Here is a 17679-nt window from a genome sequence, read left to right on the forward strand (position 1 = left end):
ACAACTGGCATCTGCCAACTTTTTTCGCTATTTTTACGCCCTTAAAAATTTCATTTTGCAGGCACCAACTTACCAGATAAAACTCGGCAACCAGTTTGAGGGACCGTTCGACCTTTTGTTGTTCTTCATCGAAAGGGACGAGCTGGATATCTATAACATTCCCATTACCAAGATCACGAACGATTTTTTGGATCATATCCACGAAGCCGGCAAGCTGAATATTGAGTTGAGCAGCGAATTCATTTTATTCATCAGTACCTTAATGCGTATCAAGGCCAAAATGTTGCTGCCCCGCAAGGAGCTGGATGCCGCAGGCAATGAAATTGATCCCCGCCAGGAACTGATCGACAAGATCCTGGAATATAAAAAATTCAAGGAGGCATCTGCTAAGATGGCCGAAATGGAAGCGGTGCGTATGCTGATGATCAAACGCGGCAACCTGCAAAGGGAACTCGCTATCATTGGTGAAGAAGCAGGCGAAGGAACGGAAATACAGACGGTAACACTTTTCAAACTGATGAAGGCATTTGAAAAAGTGATACAGAATGTACAGAAGCGCAATTTCAAACCGGTGCATACCGTGGTGCAATACAATTACACCATGGAAGGCGTACGGGAATACATGTACGACCTTGCGAAAAAAGAGAAGACACTTTCTTTTGAAAAAATATTTGAAGTGTGTGAAGACCGCATTCATGCGATCTTCGTTTTCCTGAACATGCTCGAAATGGTTCAGCAGAAATACCTGGAGATCATCATCGGCGAGGGCCGCAATAATTTCATCATAGAATTTAATGAGAACAGGGAAGAAGATCAATCCACGGCATTGACTGCAGAGGATTTCGATCATCTTAATTAACCTTTTCTTCCTGAAGAAAATCAACCAGCTCAAATGAAATTTAGTGCCAAAGAGTTCATCATCACGTTAGTATTGGCGGTAGCCATATTTTTCCTGGCCCAATATATTTACCCTACTTTTCATAAAGTGGCAGTGCCACAAGTGGAAGACGCATATTTCAGCGTTACCAACTTTGATTCGGCTTTCAATCTTGGGCTGAAATTTTCCCTCATCTGGGCAGCAATCCCTCTCATACTTTTTTTTGTATGGAAGCTGATACCGGATCTCACGCCTTCCAAAAAAGCGGCTACTGTTTTATTCGTGGCCGGTGGTGTGCTGATCGCTATTTTCATAAGGAGATATTTTGTTCAGCAGGAACTGGAAAAACTTGTGGTGGCGGTGAAAGATGTGGCAGTAAACAAAAAAATAAGCGATACGCTGGATAATATAAACTTTGAATATTGGATGACCGTGGGGCTTCTATCCGGGACAATTCTTTGTTTCATCCTGTTCAAGAAAAAAAGAAGAAAATGGACGAAATAGTAAAAGCACTCCTTAAAAGATTTGACACCAAAGCCGCCATCTTCGACCTGGATGGCACATTGATAGACAACAATAATTTTCACCTCACCACCTGGCTCCAATACCTCAACAGCAAAGGACGTATAGTTACCGAAGAAGAATACAGGCAGCATTTCAATGGCCGCACCAATAAAGATGTGCTGGAATATATTTACGAAAAGCCGCTCACCGCTGAAGAAGCCCTGGTTTATTCATTGGAAAAAGAAGCCCTTTACCGGGAAATTTACAAAGAACATATCCAACCGGTTGCCGGTCTGCTGGACCTTCTCGGGGCTTTTGCCGGCAATAATATCCCGATGGCCATCGCCACTTCCGGAATCCAACCCAACATCGATTTCTTATTTGAGCACATCGACATCAAAAAATATTTCAGCGCTGTTATCAATTCTTCGCATGTAAAATTGGGCAAGCCCGACCCGGAGATCTACCAGAAAGCCGCGGAAGCGCTGAATGTTGCTCCGCAAAATTGCCTGGCATTTGAAGACGCCGTAGTGGGCATCCGGTCTGCAAAAACTGCGGGAATGAAAGTAGTGGCGATCACCACCACCGAACCTGCGCAGGCGTTGGCACAGGCAGATCTCATCGTGAAGGATTTTACCGCAAAAAGTTTTTCTTAGAGTTGTCAACTCCCATGAGTTGACAACTCCATGCTAAAATGTCAGCATAGCCGTTTGGCGCAATAGTTGATGTTTAAACATTAATTATTTACAATTAAAACGATTTACAATGAAAACGATATTACACAAAGCGTCCGAAAGGGGCAGCGCCGACCATGGCTGGTTGAAACCGAATCATTATTTCAGCTTTGGTGGCTGGTATGATCCTTCAAAGGTTCATTTTGGACTTTTAAGGGTATTGAATGATGATTTTATAGCTGGTGGTGGGGCCTTTCCAAAGCATCCGCACGATAATATGGAAATTGTTACCATCCCGTTTGAAGGTGCACTGCATCACAAAGACAGCACCGGTGGCGAAGGCGTGATCAAGGCAGGCGATATACAGATCATGAGCGCAGGCAGCGGCATACAGCATTCGGAAGCGAATGATTCTTCCACCGATCCGGCAACACTTTTCCAGGTATGGGTTTTCCCGAAAGTGAGGAACATCAAACCACGTTACGATCAACGCACATTCGATGTGGCCGGCAGAGATGGAAAATGGCAGGTAGTGGTTTCTCCGAAAGAAGAAGATAATGCACTTTGGATCAACCAGGATGCACGCTTTGCACTGGCTGATTTATCTGCCGGAAAAGAGATCACTTATACCAATGGCTTCAAAGGCAACGGGGTCTTCCTGGTAGTGATAAAAGGATCTGCAGAAGTGAATGGAATAACACTGGGGGAAAAAGACGCGATAGGCATTTCCGAAACAGATGAATTTGTGGTAAAAGCAGGCGAAAATGCTGAATTACTTGCTATAGAAGTTCCGATGGGTGAATGAGGCCATGGGTGAATGGGGCAATGAATGAAAAACTAAAGGTTTCTCTTAGCGGGAAACCTTTTTATTTGTAGATCATCAGTAATACAGGCTTCGGTGAAGCGCTGATGTACTTCGCAAGATGCTGAAGAAAATCAGGCGATACCGTGGGGCAACCCTGGCTCTGGCAGATGCCTATGGGCGCTACCTCACCGTTGGGCACACATTCGTGTGCGTGCAACACTACAAACCTTTCCAAAGCCTTGCTATTCGTTTTGTCGAGCCCGTGAAGTTTATAGGCAAGCCCGAACCGGCCATTATACGCCCCTCCAATCCTGTATTTACCCAACGATGTACAATAACTCCCCGGTTCGTTCGAGAACTCTATCTCACGGGTGGATGAGCCTTGTCCATGTGCTACCAACCCCGACAACTCAACACTATCTTTTTTCAGATTATAGACAAAAAAACGCTTCCTGCCCGACTCTATTCCCATATCGATCATAAAACAGATCTCCTCATTGTAGTTTTTTGATCCGGCAAAAGTTTTGATCGTTTCCCCATTTTCATGCAGTCTGGAAAAGATGACCGTTTTTGCATCAGTAGTAACATTTAAGCTGAAAGGAAGATGATCCGATCTGCCGGAGAATTTTGGTTTATACCAGAGAAAATACGCCAATGCAGTAGCACAGACTGTAAGAAGCATAACGCTTAAAAAGGTTTTAGCAAACCACTTCATAAAATTTGTATTGGCGTTAGATGCGGGCAGGAAATCTTTCCATAAAGGTTCCTGCATATTTTCTCAAATGAAATGCACGCAGATCTTGGAAGAGATAGGTCAGCGAAATCTGCGGGAAAAATTCACATAAAAAAAAAACTCCCGGTTTTTTCGGGAGGCTTTGAAGTAATACAACTATTTTTTAATGCACGGCTACTTTTACACCAGCCATAGCCCGCAGTGTTTCTGCCACACCGTTAGCATCAATACCTATTTCATTATAAAGTTCTTTTGGCGTACCATGTTCTACCAGCCTGTCGGGGATACCCATGATCTTTACATCGGCTTTGTAGCCATGCTCATTCATGAATTCCAGCACAGCACTGCCGAAACCGCCTACGATGGTTCCATCTTCAATAGTAATGATCTTACTGTATTTGCTGAAAACCTCGTGCAGTAGTTCTTCATCGATCGGTTTCACAAACCGCATATCATAATGCGCCGGGTTGATCCCTTCATTCCGCACATCCCTGATGGCGGCAGCAGCAAAATTGCCCGGATGCCCAAACGACAGGATCGCGATCTCTTCACCATCTTTTATTTTTCTTCCTTTACCAATAGTGATCTCCTCAAAAGGTGTTTTCCATTCCGGCATCGTTCCTTCGCCTCTCGGATAGCGGATCACGAACGGCAGTTTGGTACTTTCCAATTGCGACGTATACATCAGGTTGCGCAATTCTTTTTCGTTCATTGGTGCGCTGATGATCATGTTAGGAATGCAACGCATGTAGGCGATATCATAGCAACCGTGATGCGTTGGCCCATCTTCACCAACCAGCCCTGCCCTGTCGAGACAGAAAACAACCGGTAATTTTTGGATGGCCACATCGTGTATCACCATATCATAAGCCCGCTGCATGAAGGAAGAATAGATGTTGCAAAACACTTTCATTCCCTGCGTAGCAAGTCCTGCACTCAATGTTACCGCATGTTGCTCGCAGATGCCTACGTCAAAAGCACGGTCAGGCATCTTGTCCATCATGAATTTCAATGAAGACCCGCTCGGCATCGCCGGTGTGATCCCCATAATGTTTTTATTTGCTTCCGCCAGCTCGATGATCGTATGACCGAATACATCCTGGTACTTAGGTGGCTGCGGTATATCAAATGTCTTTTTCTTTATTTCACCTGTCACCTTATCAAACAACCCCGGGGCATGCCACTTGGTCTGGTCTTTTTCAGCGAGTTCGTATCCTTTACCTTTTACGGTTTTGATGTGTAATAATTTCGGACCCGGAATATCTTTCAGGTCGTTCAATGTGTCTACCAGCTTCGCGATGTTGTGACCATCGATCGGGCCAAAATAACGCAGGTTCAACGCTTCAAACATATTGGCGCTGCTGGTCACCATCCCTTTCAGGCCTTCGGTCAGCTTTTGGGCCATTCCGCGGGTGAATGATTTACCTACCGGCAGTTTGCCCAGGAGGTTCCATACATCGTCCTTCATCTTGTTGTAAGTGTGAGAAGTGGTGATGTCGGTCAGGTATTCTTTCAATGCGCCCACATTCGGATCGATGCTCATGCAGTTATCGTTCAGGATGATGATCACATTGCTTTTTTCGATACCCGCATGGTTCATCGCTTCAAACGCAAGGCCCGCGGTCATCGACCCATCGCCGATCACAGCGATGTGTTGTTTGTCGAGCTCACCTTTGTACTGGCTGGCCATGGCCATACCCAACGCCGCGGAAATGGAAGTGGAAGAATGCCCCACGCCAAACGTATCGTATTCGCTTTCGCTTCTTTTAGGGAAACCGCTCAGTCCGTGATATTTTCGGTTGGTTGGAAAAACATCCCTTCTGCCGGTGAGTATCTTGTGGCCGTAAGCCTGGTGCCCCACATCCCACACCAGCTGGTCGTACGGTGTATTGAACACGTAATGAAGTGCTACGCTCAATTCCACCACACCCAGGCTTGCGCCAAAGTGGCCACCATAAATGCTTACCACATCGATAATGTATTGACGTAATTCAGTGCAAACCTCGTGCAACTGGTCTTTAGAAAGTTTTTTCAGGTCGGCAGGGCTGTTGATCTCAGCCAACAGATGCCCGGGAAGTATTTCCATTAAAATAAAATATCCGTAAAGGTAATCAGGATTTGCAGGATTAAAAGCATTTTTACTAAAAAATAACCAGTTGACAACTCATGGGAGTTGTCAACTCGGGTGAGTAGACAACTCAAGTCTTCTGAATGCCCCTTTGAGGGGAATTTTTGCAACATATTCACTCTCATAACCCACTTGTTTCCAATTTTGTAGCCAGAAATGCCTTTATCAGCAGCGGCACCCTGCTTGGCATCAATTTTTCATAAATAACACAGGCACACCAACATTTACCCGCCTTAAACTCATTTATGAAAAAAACGATCAGGATCATTGTATTGGCAATAGTTATCATACTGGGTGGCGCATTCCTTTACTGGCAGTTCATAAAAAAAGGCGTGGTGAAAAATGCCCTCGAAAAAGCGGTTTCAAATGGCACCGATAGCCTCTATTACGTTAAATATGAAAGCTCCGTCATTGATGAACTGAATGGCAATGCCACATTTACCAACATTGTTATGCAATCCGACTCCCTCCAGGAAAAATTATTGCTGGATGACACTTCCGTTTCTGCCACTATCTTCAACGTACGCATCGGGCAACTGAAGATCACCGGCGCCAACATTCCATCGTTCCTGCAAAAAAATACCATTGAGGCCAATCGTATCGAGATCATTCGCCCCGTCATCACCATCATCAATACCGGTAAACAGGAAAATGTAGAATTATCCGCCAGGGATTCCCTGGCACTTTATGACCGGCTTACCGGCAAATTCAAAAGTATACAAGCGGGGCAGATCGATATCGTAGACGCCACCATCGCTTTTGCGAAAGGCAAAAAATCACCTCATACAACCCTGCAGGATCTTTCGGTCACATTGAAAAATCTGAAGATCGACAGCACCCGCAATTATGATAACATAATAAGTTATTTTGTAAAAGATGTGATTGCCAAGGTAAAACAGGTAAACACAACCAGTGAAAAAACCGGCCAGCTATTTACTTTTGAAAATATAGAATACAACGCCCCTGCCCGTTTTCTGCGGATCGGCAAAGTGATGCAGAAAGATCCAAAGACCAATAAGGTTTTACTACAGCTTACAGGCAATAAGATAAGCGGGATATCTACCAATGATTTTATTCTTAACAAAAAACTGAAAGCCGATTCGCTTGTGACCGAGGGGGGCTCAGTAAGTATTTACCGCAGTAAAAAAGCAGGTTCAGCTGGTGAAGAGATGGAGATAGACAATGACTTTTTTGATGAAGCATTGATCAGTAATATCCGCCTTGGAAATACCACGCTCAGCATTTTCAATAAAGCCACGCCGAACGCGGAGCCGCTCATTTTGAAAAATGTGAAATTCAATGCCCGTAACCTGGATGATATCTACAACGGCACCAACCTGAAAAGGCTCATCGGGAACAGTAACTGGAATATGGCGGCCGATGGGATCACCTTAAAGACAAAAGACAATAAATACAAAGTGGAGATCGGGCCATTCCGGCTCAACAATGATCAGTCGACCATACACGTAAATTACATAGCAGTCCGCCCGTTACTGACAGCCGCTGAGTTTGTACGGCAATTGAAAGTGCAGAAAGACCGGTTCGACATCCGGGTAAATAATATCCATTTAACAGGGGCGGATGTCCGCAGTTTGATCACGGATCAAAAACTGGTCGCGGAGAATGCTTCGATGCAACTCTTGCTCAGCATTTTTAACGATCGTACTGTGCCTTACGATCTTTCGAGCAAGATCGGCAACTATCCGCAGCAGCAACTGGTGAAACTGGATTTCCCGATCTATATCAAAAGAGTGGTGATAAAGAATGGCAATGTATTGTATCGCGAACGTGGACGACTTTCGAAACAAACCGGCGATGTGACTTTTAAAAATATCAATGCAACGATCGACAATGTAACGAACATCAAGGAAAAGATAGCGGCAAACAGCAATATGACCCTTACGGCCAACACAAAATTCCTGGGCGTAGCGAATATAAATACCGTGTGGAAATTATCGCTCAGCTCAACTACCGGCGAATTCAGCGCCAGCGGTACTTCGGGGCCATTTGATGCTACAAAGCTGAGTGCCATCACTGAGCCATTGGGTGCGGCTACCATCAAAAAAGGAAATATAGTTTCCCTGAAATTTGACCTGAAAGGAGATGACTTAAAAGCTTCCGGAACGGAAACATTGTTGTATAACAACCTGAAAATTTCACTGCTGAAAGCAAATGAAGACAGCACAGACGAACTCAGGAAAAAAGGCCTTGTAAGCCTGGTGGCAAACATTTTCACCAAAGACCAGAACCCTTCAAATGGCAATACACGCAGTGTGAAAATTGAAAATGAACGGGATATTACAAAATCCTTTTTCTTTCTTTTATGGAAGAGTGTATTCGTTGGCGCAAAAAGAACTACGGCCGGAAAAAATGATTTTTAGGAATGTTATAAGAGATTATGTTATAAATTAATTTTATTACATACCGGGTTATAACATTTACAGGATTTTCATTTTAATCCGTTGATTTATTAAGAAATTAAGTAAATATCATATCCCGGCAAATTTCATAAGGTTTAAAATGCTATCGGGATCGGGACTGTTGGCAAAGAATTTATCCGCTTCGCTGGCTTTGCAAACACCCGGGTAATCTCCTTCGAAGATCCCCATATCGAGTATGATCTGCATGTGCAGATGTGGCGGCCAGTTGCCGTTTTCTGCAGGCCCGCCAAAATGTGCGAATGTTTCCCCTCTTGTAATGAATTGTCCCGAGCGGATGTTGGCGATATCTTTCAATGCAAGATGCCCGTATAAAATATAAAAGTTGAGCATATCCACCTGGTGCTGCAGAATGATGGTGGCACCGTAATCGCCGAAATTATCATTGAATGCGTAGCTATGTACCATACCGCCGAGCGGTGTAGCGACAGGCGTATCTTCATCACCCCATATGTCGACTCCAAGATGAAGATTGCGAGGCTCTTCCTTTAATGAAATTTCTTCTGAAAGGTTGTGGTCAAAAAGGCCGCTTCTGCGGTACATATTGCGGGTTTCGCGGTAACCGCCAATCAGGAATTTTGCACCGGATTTCTCTCTCTGGCTGTTTATAAAATCTGATAAAGCATCGGTAGTTCCATAATTTTTTTCAGAAAAATTCTTATTTGCCGGAGAAAGATCGAGTAACGCCAGTTTTTCATTATGAGGATTGAAGGGAACAACCGGATGAAACTGGTGAGCGGTCTTTTGAATGATGGCGGCGAAGTCTTTTAGTGGGATCATGGGGTAAAATTAAGGGAATTGCTGTGAGTAGTCAACTCATAGCAGTTGACTACTCACAGGAGTTGACAACTGCTATGAGTTGACTACTCCATATTATTCGCCAGAAAGTTCATGCTTTTCATATACAGTCGACATCGACAGATGAACGTCTATGAATTTTTCTCTCCCATCAAAAAGAACCAAAACTTTTTCTTTGCTCACAAATGTTTTTGCATCTCCGATTATCAACTGGTACGATGACCATTTATAATTTATAAAATCTTTAAAAAAGCCATGTTTTAAAGTATTTGAATGAACATAAACAAAGAGACGTATTAAATGTTCTTCATCAGCCACATCTATTCTTGTAAATGGCCGGTTAAACAAATGACCTTTTCGATTATGAACTGTATTGAATGTCCGGGTATATGAAATAAAAAACCTGCTGAATTGCTGTTTAATCACTTCGTGAAAAGTACATTCTCCCCCCAGGTACTTTTTTTGAGTAATTGTAAGGTCTTTTGTATGAAATGTCGTTAACAGATCAAATATATCTTTCTCTGTTTTCATTTTCAAAACCCAGTGAACATGATTATCCAAAAGATTGTAAGAAAACGTATCTACAAATTCACCTAAGAAACGCTGATACTTTTTCAGAAAGTCATACCTGTCATTTTCATCAAAAAAAATCAACTGATTCCCAATACTCTTGCAGATGACGTGGTAAAATTTTTGCTCTTCGAAATGAGCTGTAAATTTTGGAGGTGTTGGCATACACTAAAGTAGGCAGTACGACCTTTCTGAAAAAAGGAAAAACAACCGATTTTTACGTTTTTTTTCTCAAAAAAGCGAGTGGACTACTCCTTCGAGTTGACAACTGCAATGAGTTGACAACTGCAATGAGTTGTCAACTCGAAGGAGTAGTCCACTCGAGAAAACAGGTGTCGACCTTATATCACCACGTTCACCATCTTTCCCTTCACAAATATTATCTTCTTCGGCTCCTTTCCTTCCAGCCATTTTTGCACCACTTCATTCGCCAGCACCATTTCCCTCACCGCCGGCTCTTCGGCATCGGTAGCAATATTGATACTCGTACGCAATTTACCATTTACCGAAACAGGATACTCCTTCGTAGCTTCTACCAGGTATTTCGCTTCAAATGCCGGATATGCCGCATCCAACACCGAACCCTCATTTCCCAACGCATCCCAAAGCTCTTCCGCAATATGCGGTGCATACGGCGTGATCAGTATCAACAACTGCTCCAGCACTTCTTTTTTATGGCACTTCAGATCGGCCAATTCGTTCACGCTGATCATAAACGCACTCACCGCTGTATTGTACGAAAACTGCTCCGTATCACTGTCGATCTTTTTGATTGTTTTGTGCAACACTTTCAATTCCGCATCCGTAGCTTTTTCATCTGTCCACACTTTTCCTTTCAGCTCATCAAAAAACAACCGCCACAACTTTCTCAGAAAACGATGCACCCCTTCAATACCTTTCGTATCCCATGGCTTGCTCATCTCTACCGGGCCAAGGAACATTTCGTACATGCGGAAAGTATCGGCGCCGTATTTGTCACATAATTCATCCGGATTGATTGTATTAAATTTTGATTTAGACATTTTTTCAACCTCTCTACTACAGATAAAAATTCCATTCATTGTAAGGAATTCAGCATCACTAAAACGGGAGTTTTCCTTCTTTAATTTTTCTTCATCTAATTCATCTTTGTAATTAACATATTCAATCGGAACATGAACTTTGTAATAGTTATTTATTGGATGCACCGCGAGAATTTCTTCTAATTCATTTTTACTAATTTCGTCTGCAACTTGTTTTAATAGGATAGTATAAATCTTATCCTGAAATTCCATATGATTTTTTTCTTCCTCAGTTGTAGGGAAATTATGAGTAATTCGCACGTACTTCATTAAATCCTCAGAAATATAGAAATTGATTGCTTCAGGATTTTTGAATTTACTTTTTATCTTATTGATTTTAACTTGCTGCTCTTCATTTAGCTTAGCCATTAAGTTCGTTCCGAAATTAAATCCAATCACATTTGCGAATGCGCTGACTCCCTGTATCATCCCCTGGTTCACCAGCTTCTTAAAAGGCTCATCAAAGCCTATCAATCCCAGATCATACATCACCTTCGTCCACATACGGCTGTACAGCAAATGCCCTACCGCATGCTCCGTTCCGCCAATGTATACATCCACCTGGTTCCAGTAATCGCTGGCTTTGCGGTCGCAGAAAGTGGCATCATTCTGCGGATCCATATACCTCAGGAAATACCACGACGAGCCCGCATAACCCGGCATAGTGCTGGTTTCGTAATGCTGCGCCGTCCATTCGGGAATGTTCGCCAGCGGGCCTTCGCCTTCCGGGCCGGGGCCGTATTTCTCTACGTGAGGTAGTTCCAGGGGCAATTCATTTTCCTCCAGTGGCACGGCCACCCCATCGATCCATTTGATCGGGAACGGTTCGCCCCAATAACGTTGCCTGCTGAAACCCGCATCCCGCATGCGATAATTCTTTTTACGCTTGCCGATACCCAGTTCTTCTATTTTGTCTATTGCCACACCAATTGCATCTTTCATCAGCAGACCTGTAAGAAAGCCGGAGTTTTCCAAGGTTGCCTCTTTGGTAGGATTGGCTTCTTCCCCATTGTAAAAATCGCCGATGATATTTGTGATGGATATATTAAAATGTCTGGCGAAGCCATAATCCCGCTGATCGCCGCAAGGCACCGCCATGATGGCGCCGGTACCATATCCGGCCAATACATACTCCGCTATCCAAACGGGTATCTTCTTCGTTTCATCAAAAGGGTTGATCGCATACGCTCCCGTAAAACAACCGGTCACCTGCTTCACTTCCGCCATACGCTCGCGGTCGCTACGGCTTTTCACGTAAGTAAGATATTCGTCTACGCTTGCCCGTTGGTCTGCAGTAGTGATCTGATTTACAAGTTCATGCTCCGGTGCCAACACGAGAAAATCTACTCCGAAGATGGTATCGGGTCTCGTGGTGTATACTTTAACCGACAACGGACCGTCTGTGGCCGGTTGTCCGTCGTCGCTTTTCGCGATAGCAAACTCCATTTCAGCGCCTTCACTTTTGCCTATCCAGTTGCGCTGCATTTCTTTCATCGCATCGCTGAAGTTCACTGTTTCCAGTCCTTGCAGCAACCTATCCGCATAGGCGGTGATACGCAGGTACCACTGGCGCATTTTCTTTTTTACTACCGGGAAACCGCCCCGTTCACTCACACCGTTTACCACTTCATCGTTGGCCAGCACTGTTCCAAGCGCTTCACACCAGTTCACTTCCCCGAAAGAGGAAAATGCCAGGCGGCGTTGCATCAGGATATCTTCCTGCTCTTTTTTAGAAAAATTATTCCATTGCTCTGCGGTAAAATCCTTATTGCCGCTGGTCTCATATTTTTTTATCAGATCTGCGATAGGCCTCGCCTTCTGCTGTGTATTGCAGAAATAACTATTGAACAATTGCAGGAAAAGCCATTGTGTCCATTTATAATATTTCGGGTCGCTGGTGCGTACTTCGCGGTCCCAGTCGTAACAAAACCCGATCTTATCCAGCTGACTTTTGAACGTACTGATATTTTTTTCGGTGGTATCCGCCGGATGCTGCCCGGTTTCGATGGCGTATTGTTCGGCCGGCAACCCGAAGCTGTCGAACCCCATCGGGTGCAATACATTGAACCCTTTGAGGCGTTTGTAGCGACTGTAAATATCACTGGCGATGTATCCCAACGGATGCCCCACATGAAGCCCGGCGCCACTTGGGTAAGGAAACATATCCAGCACATAACATTTAGGCCTGGTGCTTTCATTGGTCACCGAATAAGTTTTATTCTCTTTCCAGCTTTGCTGCCATTTCTTTTCAATTTCTCTGAAGTTGTATTCCATTATACATTTTGGAGTTTATATTTTTTGAAGGTTCTACAACAGTAGCGGGTGGAGGATAATTGATCGTTTGCGAAGCTATCTCTGCGAAAACTCTATCAAATCTGGCTCTCAGCGGCAAAGAAGATATCTCAACCGCAGAGAACAGGAGAAACGCAGAGGTTTCGCAGAGATCATAAATTACAAAACTTCTCAAACGATCAATAACCCGTCACTCGTAACCCGCAACCATTTTCTTTTTAACAAATAAATATGTTGCCGTTATGCAGCATAAAAACATATTTGACGTAAAATCGTTTTTTGTAGTTGGCAAAAATAAAGCAAACAAGCTAAAATCCTTTATTTTTGTAGACCTTACAATCATTCATCAATCAAGCAAGGTAAATTATGGCCCAATTAGGAAAAGCATCCAGCAAAAAAGGCAAACCAAGTTATGTAGGCGCAATCGTTGGGGTTGCTGTGGTATTATTCCTCTTTGGTATTGTAGGCTGGTTTTTCCTGAACCTGCGTAAAACCGGCGATTATTTCAAAGAAAGCATCCAGGTGCATACTTACCTCAGTGCACAGGCAGGCAAAAAACAGATCGACAGCCTTACCCAATATATCACCGCTCTTCCTTATGCCAATCGCGTGGAATATGTGAACAAGGAAAAAGCGATGCAGAAATGGAATACCGAATATGATAGCAGCTGGAAACAGATACTTGACAACAATCCCCTGCCGGAAAGCATCGATTTTTATGTAAAGGCCGATCACGTGGAAAAAGATAGTCTTAATATGCTGGCCACCAACCTGCAGATGACTTTTCCTGGTACCATCGCAAGTTTCCAGTTTCCGACAGAAACGGTAGCTAAAGTGAGCAAGGCAGTAAAACTGGGTGCCGGGTTCTTCCTGGTTGCAGCTATTATACTCACGATCATCGTGGTGTTCTCTATCGACAATACTATCAGGCTGGCGATGTACAGCAACCGTTTTCTCATTAAAACCATGCAGATGGTTGGCGCTACCCGTGGTTTCATTGCCAAACCGATCAATCAGCGGGCAGTGGTGAATGGGCTCATCGCATCCGCTATAGCCATCCTGCTGGTATGGCTGACCGTTATTTTGGTGGAAAACCTGGTTCCCGATTTCAAATTACTGCACGACAATGCGGGCCTTATGGTACTCTTCCTGATCATCATCATCTTAGGTGTTACCATCACATTGCTCAGTACGCACCGGGCGGTGATCAAATACCTGCGGATGAAACTGGACGACCTGTATTAATTTCGTGAAATTCGTGTAATTCGTGAAATTCGTGTCTTATATTGCAACCTCTAATAAAGTTCTTGTATGGAAAATGATAAAAAACAACCGGTTGCCCCTGTCAACAGCAGCAGCCTTTTTGGTAAAGACAATTATATCTGGATGATCGCCGGGCTGGTGGTGATCGGCATCGGGTTCCTGCTGATGGCAGGTGGTAAAAGCGACAACCCAGGTATCTTCAACAAAGATGAAGTGTACAGCGCTACCCGTATTACCGTAGCTCCGCTGGTCATCATCATCGGGTTCATCGTGGAGATATATGCGATCCTGAAAACGCCTAAAAAAGACGCTTAACAAACTTTCCTCCATAATTTCATTTTACGCTGTTTATTACAGCGTTTTTTATTTCAAAAAGTTTTTTCATCCATTCAACTGCTCCCATGAATTTTATACAAAGTATCATCATCGCCATCGTAGAAGGCCTTACCGAGTTTTTGCCGGTTTCTTCCACCGGGCATATGATCATTGCAGAAAAAATACTGAACGTAACAAGTAACGATTTTACCAAGATGTTTACGGTGGCGATACAGTTGGGCGCTATACTGGCAGTAGTGGTATTGTATCACAAAAAATTCTTCGATTTCAAAAGGTGGCAGTTCTACCTGAAACTGATCGTAGGGGTTATCCCCGCCATCTTCCTGGGCGCTTTGTTCAACGATAAGATAGACGAGTTGCTGGAAAGCACTACCACGGTTGCCATTGCACTGCTGGTCGGCGGGGTGATATTACTGTTCATCGACAACGTTTTCAAAAATCCACGTATCGATTCGGAAGAAAAAGTTTCCTTTCCAAAAGCCTTCATCATCGGGATCTGGCAGTGCCTGGCCATGGTGCCCGGCGTGAGCCGCAGTGCAGCTTCCATCATCGGTGGTATGCAGCAAAAACTGACCAGGAACGCGGCCGCGGAATTTTCTTTTTTCCTCGCTGTGCCCACCATGGCAGCGGCTACAGGTTACAAACTGCTCAAGTATTACAAAACAAGCGGCGGCTTTTCAGGCGAAGAAATAAAAATACTGGCTGTGGGAAATGTAGTGGCTTTTATCGTTGCTTTGCTGGCTATCAAATTCTTCATTGGCTTTCTTAAAAAATACGGCTTCAGGGTTTGGGGGATTTACAGGATCATCCTTGGCGTCTTGTTGCTGGTGCTCATCTCGAAAGGCTACCTCGCTAAGTAATCTATGATCTAAGATGTATGATCTATGATCTCTTTTTGTTTGAATTTGGTACTAAAGATTGAACCTTATTTCATCCTGAAAAAATCATAGATCATAGATCCCAGATCATAGATTTTGCTGTTTTGTCATTTTTAATTCTTAATTTTTAATTCTTAATTTATCAAGATGCAGACTGCTTCAAAAAAAGTCATCAACGGATGGGCCATGTACGACTGGGCCAATTCTGTTTATAATCTTGTAATAACCACTACTTTTTTTCCCGCTTATTATGCGGCCGTTACCGGGCTGAAAAAATATCCCGATGGGATCACTTTTCTTGGCCGGACCTTTGTAAATACTGAGTTGAAAGATTATGTGCTGGCATTCGGCTTCCTGGTGATCGCCATTTTATCACCGATCCTTTCTTCCATAGCCGATTACAAAGGCAACAAGAAGAATTTCATGCGGTTCTTTTGTTATTTAGGCGCAGCGAGCTGTTCGCTCATGTTTTTCTTTGATGAAAATAACGTAACCCTGGGATTGATGTGTTTCATGTTTGCAGGAATAGGTTTTTATGGAAGCCAGGTTTTCTATAATTCTTATTTACCCGAAATTTCTTCAGAGAAAGATATGGACCGGATCAGCGCAAAAGGATATACCATGGGTTATATCGGCAGCGTGATCATGCAGATGATAGGTTTTGCCCTCGTAATGTTCATGCCAGCCGGTGAACTTCCGCTTAAACTGACATTCCTTTTAGTAGGTATCTGGTGGGTAGTTTTTGCACAGGTAACATTCAACGCATTGCCCATGAGCACCAGGTCGGAAAGGCAAAGCAGAACGAATGTGTTTTCCAATGGTTTTCTCGAATTGAAAAAAGTATGGGCGCAGGTAATAAAAATGCCGGTGCTGAAAAGATACCTTACCGCTTTCTTTTTCTACAGCATGGGTGTACAAACCGTAATGCTGGTTGCGATCGATTTTGGGATAAAAGAATTGAAGCTGGCCAATGATAAACTCATTATCACCGCGGTGATCATACAGCTGGTAGCGATTGCAGGTGCCATTATGATGAGTAAACTATCCGAAAAGTATGGCAATGTGAGGGTGCTGATCTTTACAGTGTTGTTGTGGATCGGCGTATGTATAACAGGTTATTTCATATCTACCGAAATGCATTTTTACATTCTTGCTTCGCTTGTCGGGCTGGTAATGGGGGGCATACAATCGCTCAGCCGCTCAACATACAGCAAGCTGATGCCCGAAACAAAAGACACAGCTTCCTTCTTTAGCTTTTACGACGTAACAGAAAAGTTCGCCATCGTGATCGGGCTTTTTACTTTTGGCTTCATCGAAGGTATCAGTACCATCCGGGAATCCATTCTATCCCTGGTTGTATTCTTTGCTCTCGGCTTTATTTTCCTGCTACTGACCAGTGCAAAGCAACGTTCGCATGCTGCTGACGCTGTATAGCGAAATCGTCAAAATGATATTAAACCAATGCCATGAATTTATATACTATCAATACCGGAAATTTCAAACTCGACGGCGGTGCCATGTTTGGCGTAGTGCCCAAAACAATTTGGAGCAAGATCAATCCGCCGGACGATAACAATCTTTGCAGCTGGGCGATGCGTTGCCTGTTGGTAGAAGATGGCAACAGGCTCACGTTAATTGACAATGGCATCGGCGATAAACAGGATGCTAAATTTTTCGGGCATTATCATTTACATGGCGATGATACGCTCGACAGATCTCTGGCTGCTCATGGCTTTCAACGCAGCGATATCACCGATGTCATCCTCACACATCTCCATTTCGATCATTGCGGCGGAAGCGTCATCCGTGAAGGCGACAAACTGGTCACCGCTTTCAGAAACGCCACTTACTGGAGCAATGAACGGCACTGGAAATGGGCAACAGAGCCAAATGATCGGGAAAAAGCAAGTTTTTTAAAAGAAAACATTTTACCCATACAGGAAAGCGGTCAATTGAAATTCATCGAAACTTCCGGGCAGGAGTTTCCCGATGGGATCAGCATCCGCCAGGTATTCGGGCACACTGATGCCATGATGCTGCCGCAAATGCAATACAAAGGCCGCACGATACTTTACATGGCCGACCTGCTGCCATCTGTCGGGCATATCCCCTTGCCCTATGTGATGGCATACGATATGTTTCCATTGAACACATTGAATGAAAAAAAATCTTTTCTGACGGAAGCGCAGGAACACGACTATGTATTGTATCTGGAACACGATCCGCAGTTCGAATGCTGTACCCTCCAAACGACAGAAAAAGGGATCAGGCTGAAGGACACTTTCAGGCTGGCGGAACTGTAACATCTTATCACTATTCACC

At 43.9% G+C, this 17679-nt stretch carries 15 protein-coding genes; 10 read left to right on the forward strand and 5 right to left on the reverse strand.

The window, feature by feature from the left end; all coding sequences use genetic code 11:
• Positions 1–55: 55 nt before the first annotated feature.
• The 4 genes from EGI32_RS15995 (at position 56) to EGI32_RS16010 (ending at position 2860) form a co-directional block, all read left to right on the forward strand.
• On the forward strand, positions 56–859 hold the full coding sequence (locus tag EGI32_RS15995; protein WP_255156363.1) for a ScpA family protein: 804 nt from the start codon (positions 56–58) through the stop codon (positions 857–859).
• 33 nt (positions 860–892) lie between these two features.
• Positions 893–1381, forward strand: a complete 489-nt coding sequence (locus EGI32_RS16000) for a hypothetical protein (protein WP_255156364.1) — start codon at positions 893–895, stop codon at positions 1379–1381.
• Positions 1369–2037 (forward strand): HAD family phosphatase, encoded by a 669-nt coding sequence (locus EGI32_RS16005; RefSeq protein WP_255156365.1) that lies wholly within the window; start codon positions 1369–1371, stop codon positions 2035–2037. The genes EGI32_RS16000 and EGI32_RS16005 overlap by 13 nt, the downstream gene beginning before the upstream one ends.
• Positions 2038–2146: 109 nt before the next feature.
• Positions 2147–2860, forward strand: coding sequence for a pirin family protein (locus EGI32_RS16010; protein ID WP_255156366.1), 714 nt, complete (start codon positions 2147–2149; stop codon positions 2858–2860).
• A 61-nt stretch (positions 2861–2921) separates the two neighbouring features.
• Here the strand turns inward: EGI32_RS16010 and EGI32_RS16015 are convergent, their stop codons facing one another.
• The gene (locus EGI32_RS16015; protein WP_255156367.1) at positions 2922–3542 is read right to left on the reverse strand and encodes a murein L,D-transpeptidase catalytic domain-containing protein; all 621 of its coding nucleotides are present in this window, start codon (positions 3540–3542) and stop codon (positions 2922–2924) included.
• A 214-nt stretch (positions 3543–3756) separates the two neighbouring features.
• Positions 3757–5679: a 1-deoxy-D-xylulose-5-phosphate synthase gene (dxs, locus tag EGI32_RS16020; RefSeq protein WP_255156368.1), complete on the reverse strand. Its 1923-nt coding sequence runs from the start codon at positions 5677–5679 to the stop codon at positions 3757–3759.
• A 287-nt stretch (positions 5680–5966) separates the two neighbouring features.
• Between dxs and EGI32_RS16025 the strand changes: the two genes are divergently transcribed.
• Positions 5967–8102: a hypothetical protein gene (locus tag EGI32_RS16025; RefSeq protein WP_255156369.1), complete on the forward strand. Its 2136-nt coding sequence runs from the start codon at positions 5967–5969 to the stop codon at positions 8100–8102.
• A gap of 108 nt (positions 8103–8210) precedes the next feature.
• Here the strand turns inward: EGI32_RS16025 and EGI32_RS16030 are convergent, their stop codons facing one another.
• The 3 genes from EGI32_RS16030 to EGI32_RS16040 form a co-directional block, all read right to left on the reverse strand.
• Positions 8211–8939: a peptidoglycan DD-metalloendopeptidase family protein gene (locus EGI32_RS16030; RefSeq protein ID WP_255156370.1), complete on the reverse strand. Its 729-nt coding sequence runs from the start codon at positions 8937–8939 to the stop codon at positions 8211–8213.
• 93 nt (positions 8940–9032) lie between these two features.
• Complete coding sequence (locus EGI32_RS16035) at positions 9033–9692, reverse strand: hypothetical protein (protein WP_255156371.1); 660 nt, start codon at positions 9690–9692, stop codon at positions 9033–9035.
• Between the two features lie 176 nt (positions 9693–9868).
• Entirely contained in the window at positions 9869–12862 is a 2994-nt protein-coding gene (locus EGI32_RS16040) for a leucine--tRNA ligase (protein WP_255156372.1), read from the reverse strand.
• 384 nt (positions 12863–13246) lie between these two features.
• Between EGI32_RS16040 and EGI32_RS16045 the strand changes: the two genes are divergently transcribed.
• From EGI32_RS16045 to EGI32_RS16065, 5 genes are all read left to right on the forward strand, one after another.
• Positions 13247–14125 carry an ABC transporter permease gene (locus EGI32_RS16045; protein ID WP_255156373.1) on the forward strand — a complete coding sequence of 293 codons (879 nt, stop codon included), beginning with the start codon at positions 13247–13249 and terminating at the stop codon, positions 14123–14125.
• A gap of 66 nt (positions 14126–14191) precedes the next feature.
• Positions 14192–14458: a DUF3098 domain-containing protein gene (locus tag EGI32_RS16050; RefSeq protein WP_255156374.1), complete on the forward strand. Its 267-nt coding sequence runs from the start codon at positions 14192–14194 to the stop codon at positions 14456–14458.
• A gap of 86 nt (positions 14459–14544) precedes the next feature.
• Positions 14545–15339, forward strand: a complete 795-nt coding sequence (locus EGI32_RS16055; RefSeq protein ID WP_255156375.1) for an undecaprenyl-diphosphate phosphatase — start codon at positions 14545–14547, stop codon at positions 15337–15339.
• A gap of 165 nt (positions 15340–15504) precedes the next feature.
• Positions 15505–16791 (forward strand): MFS transporter, encoded by a 1287-nt coding sequence (locus EGI32_RS16060; RefSeq protein ID WP_255156376.1) that lies wholly within the window; start codon positions 15505–15507, stop codon positions 16789–16791.
• Positions 16792–16823: 32 nt separating this feature from the next.
• Positions 16824–17660, forward strand: coding sequence for an MBL fold metallo-hydrolase (locus EGI32_RS16065; protein ID WP_255156377.1), 837 nt, complete (start codon positions 16824–16826; stop codon positions 17658–17660).
• Positions 17661–17679: the final 19 nt, after the last annotated feature.

It is taken from the genome of Ferruginibacter sp. HRS2-29, assembly GCF_024343615.1.
In the GTDB taxonomy this organism is placed as follows: Bacteria; Bacteroidota; Bacteroidia; order Chitinophagales; family Chitinophagaceae; genus Ferruginibacter.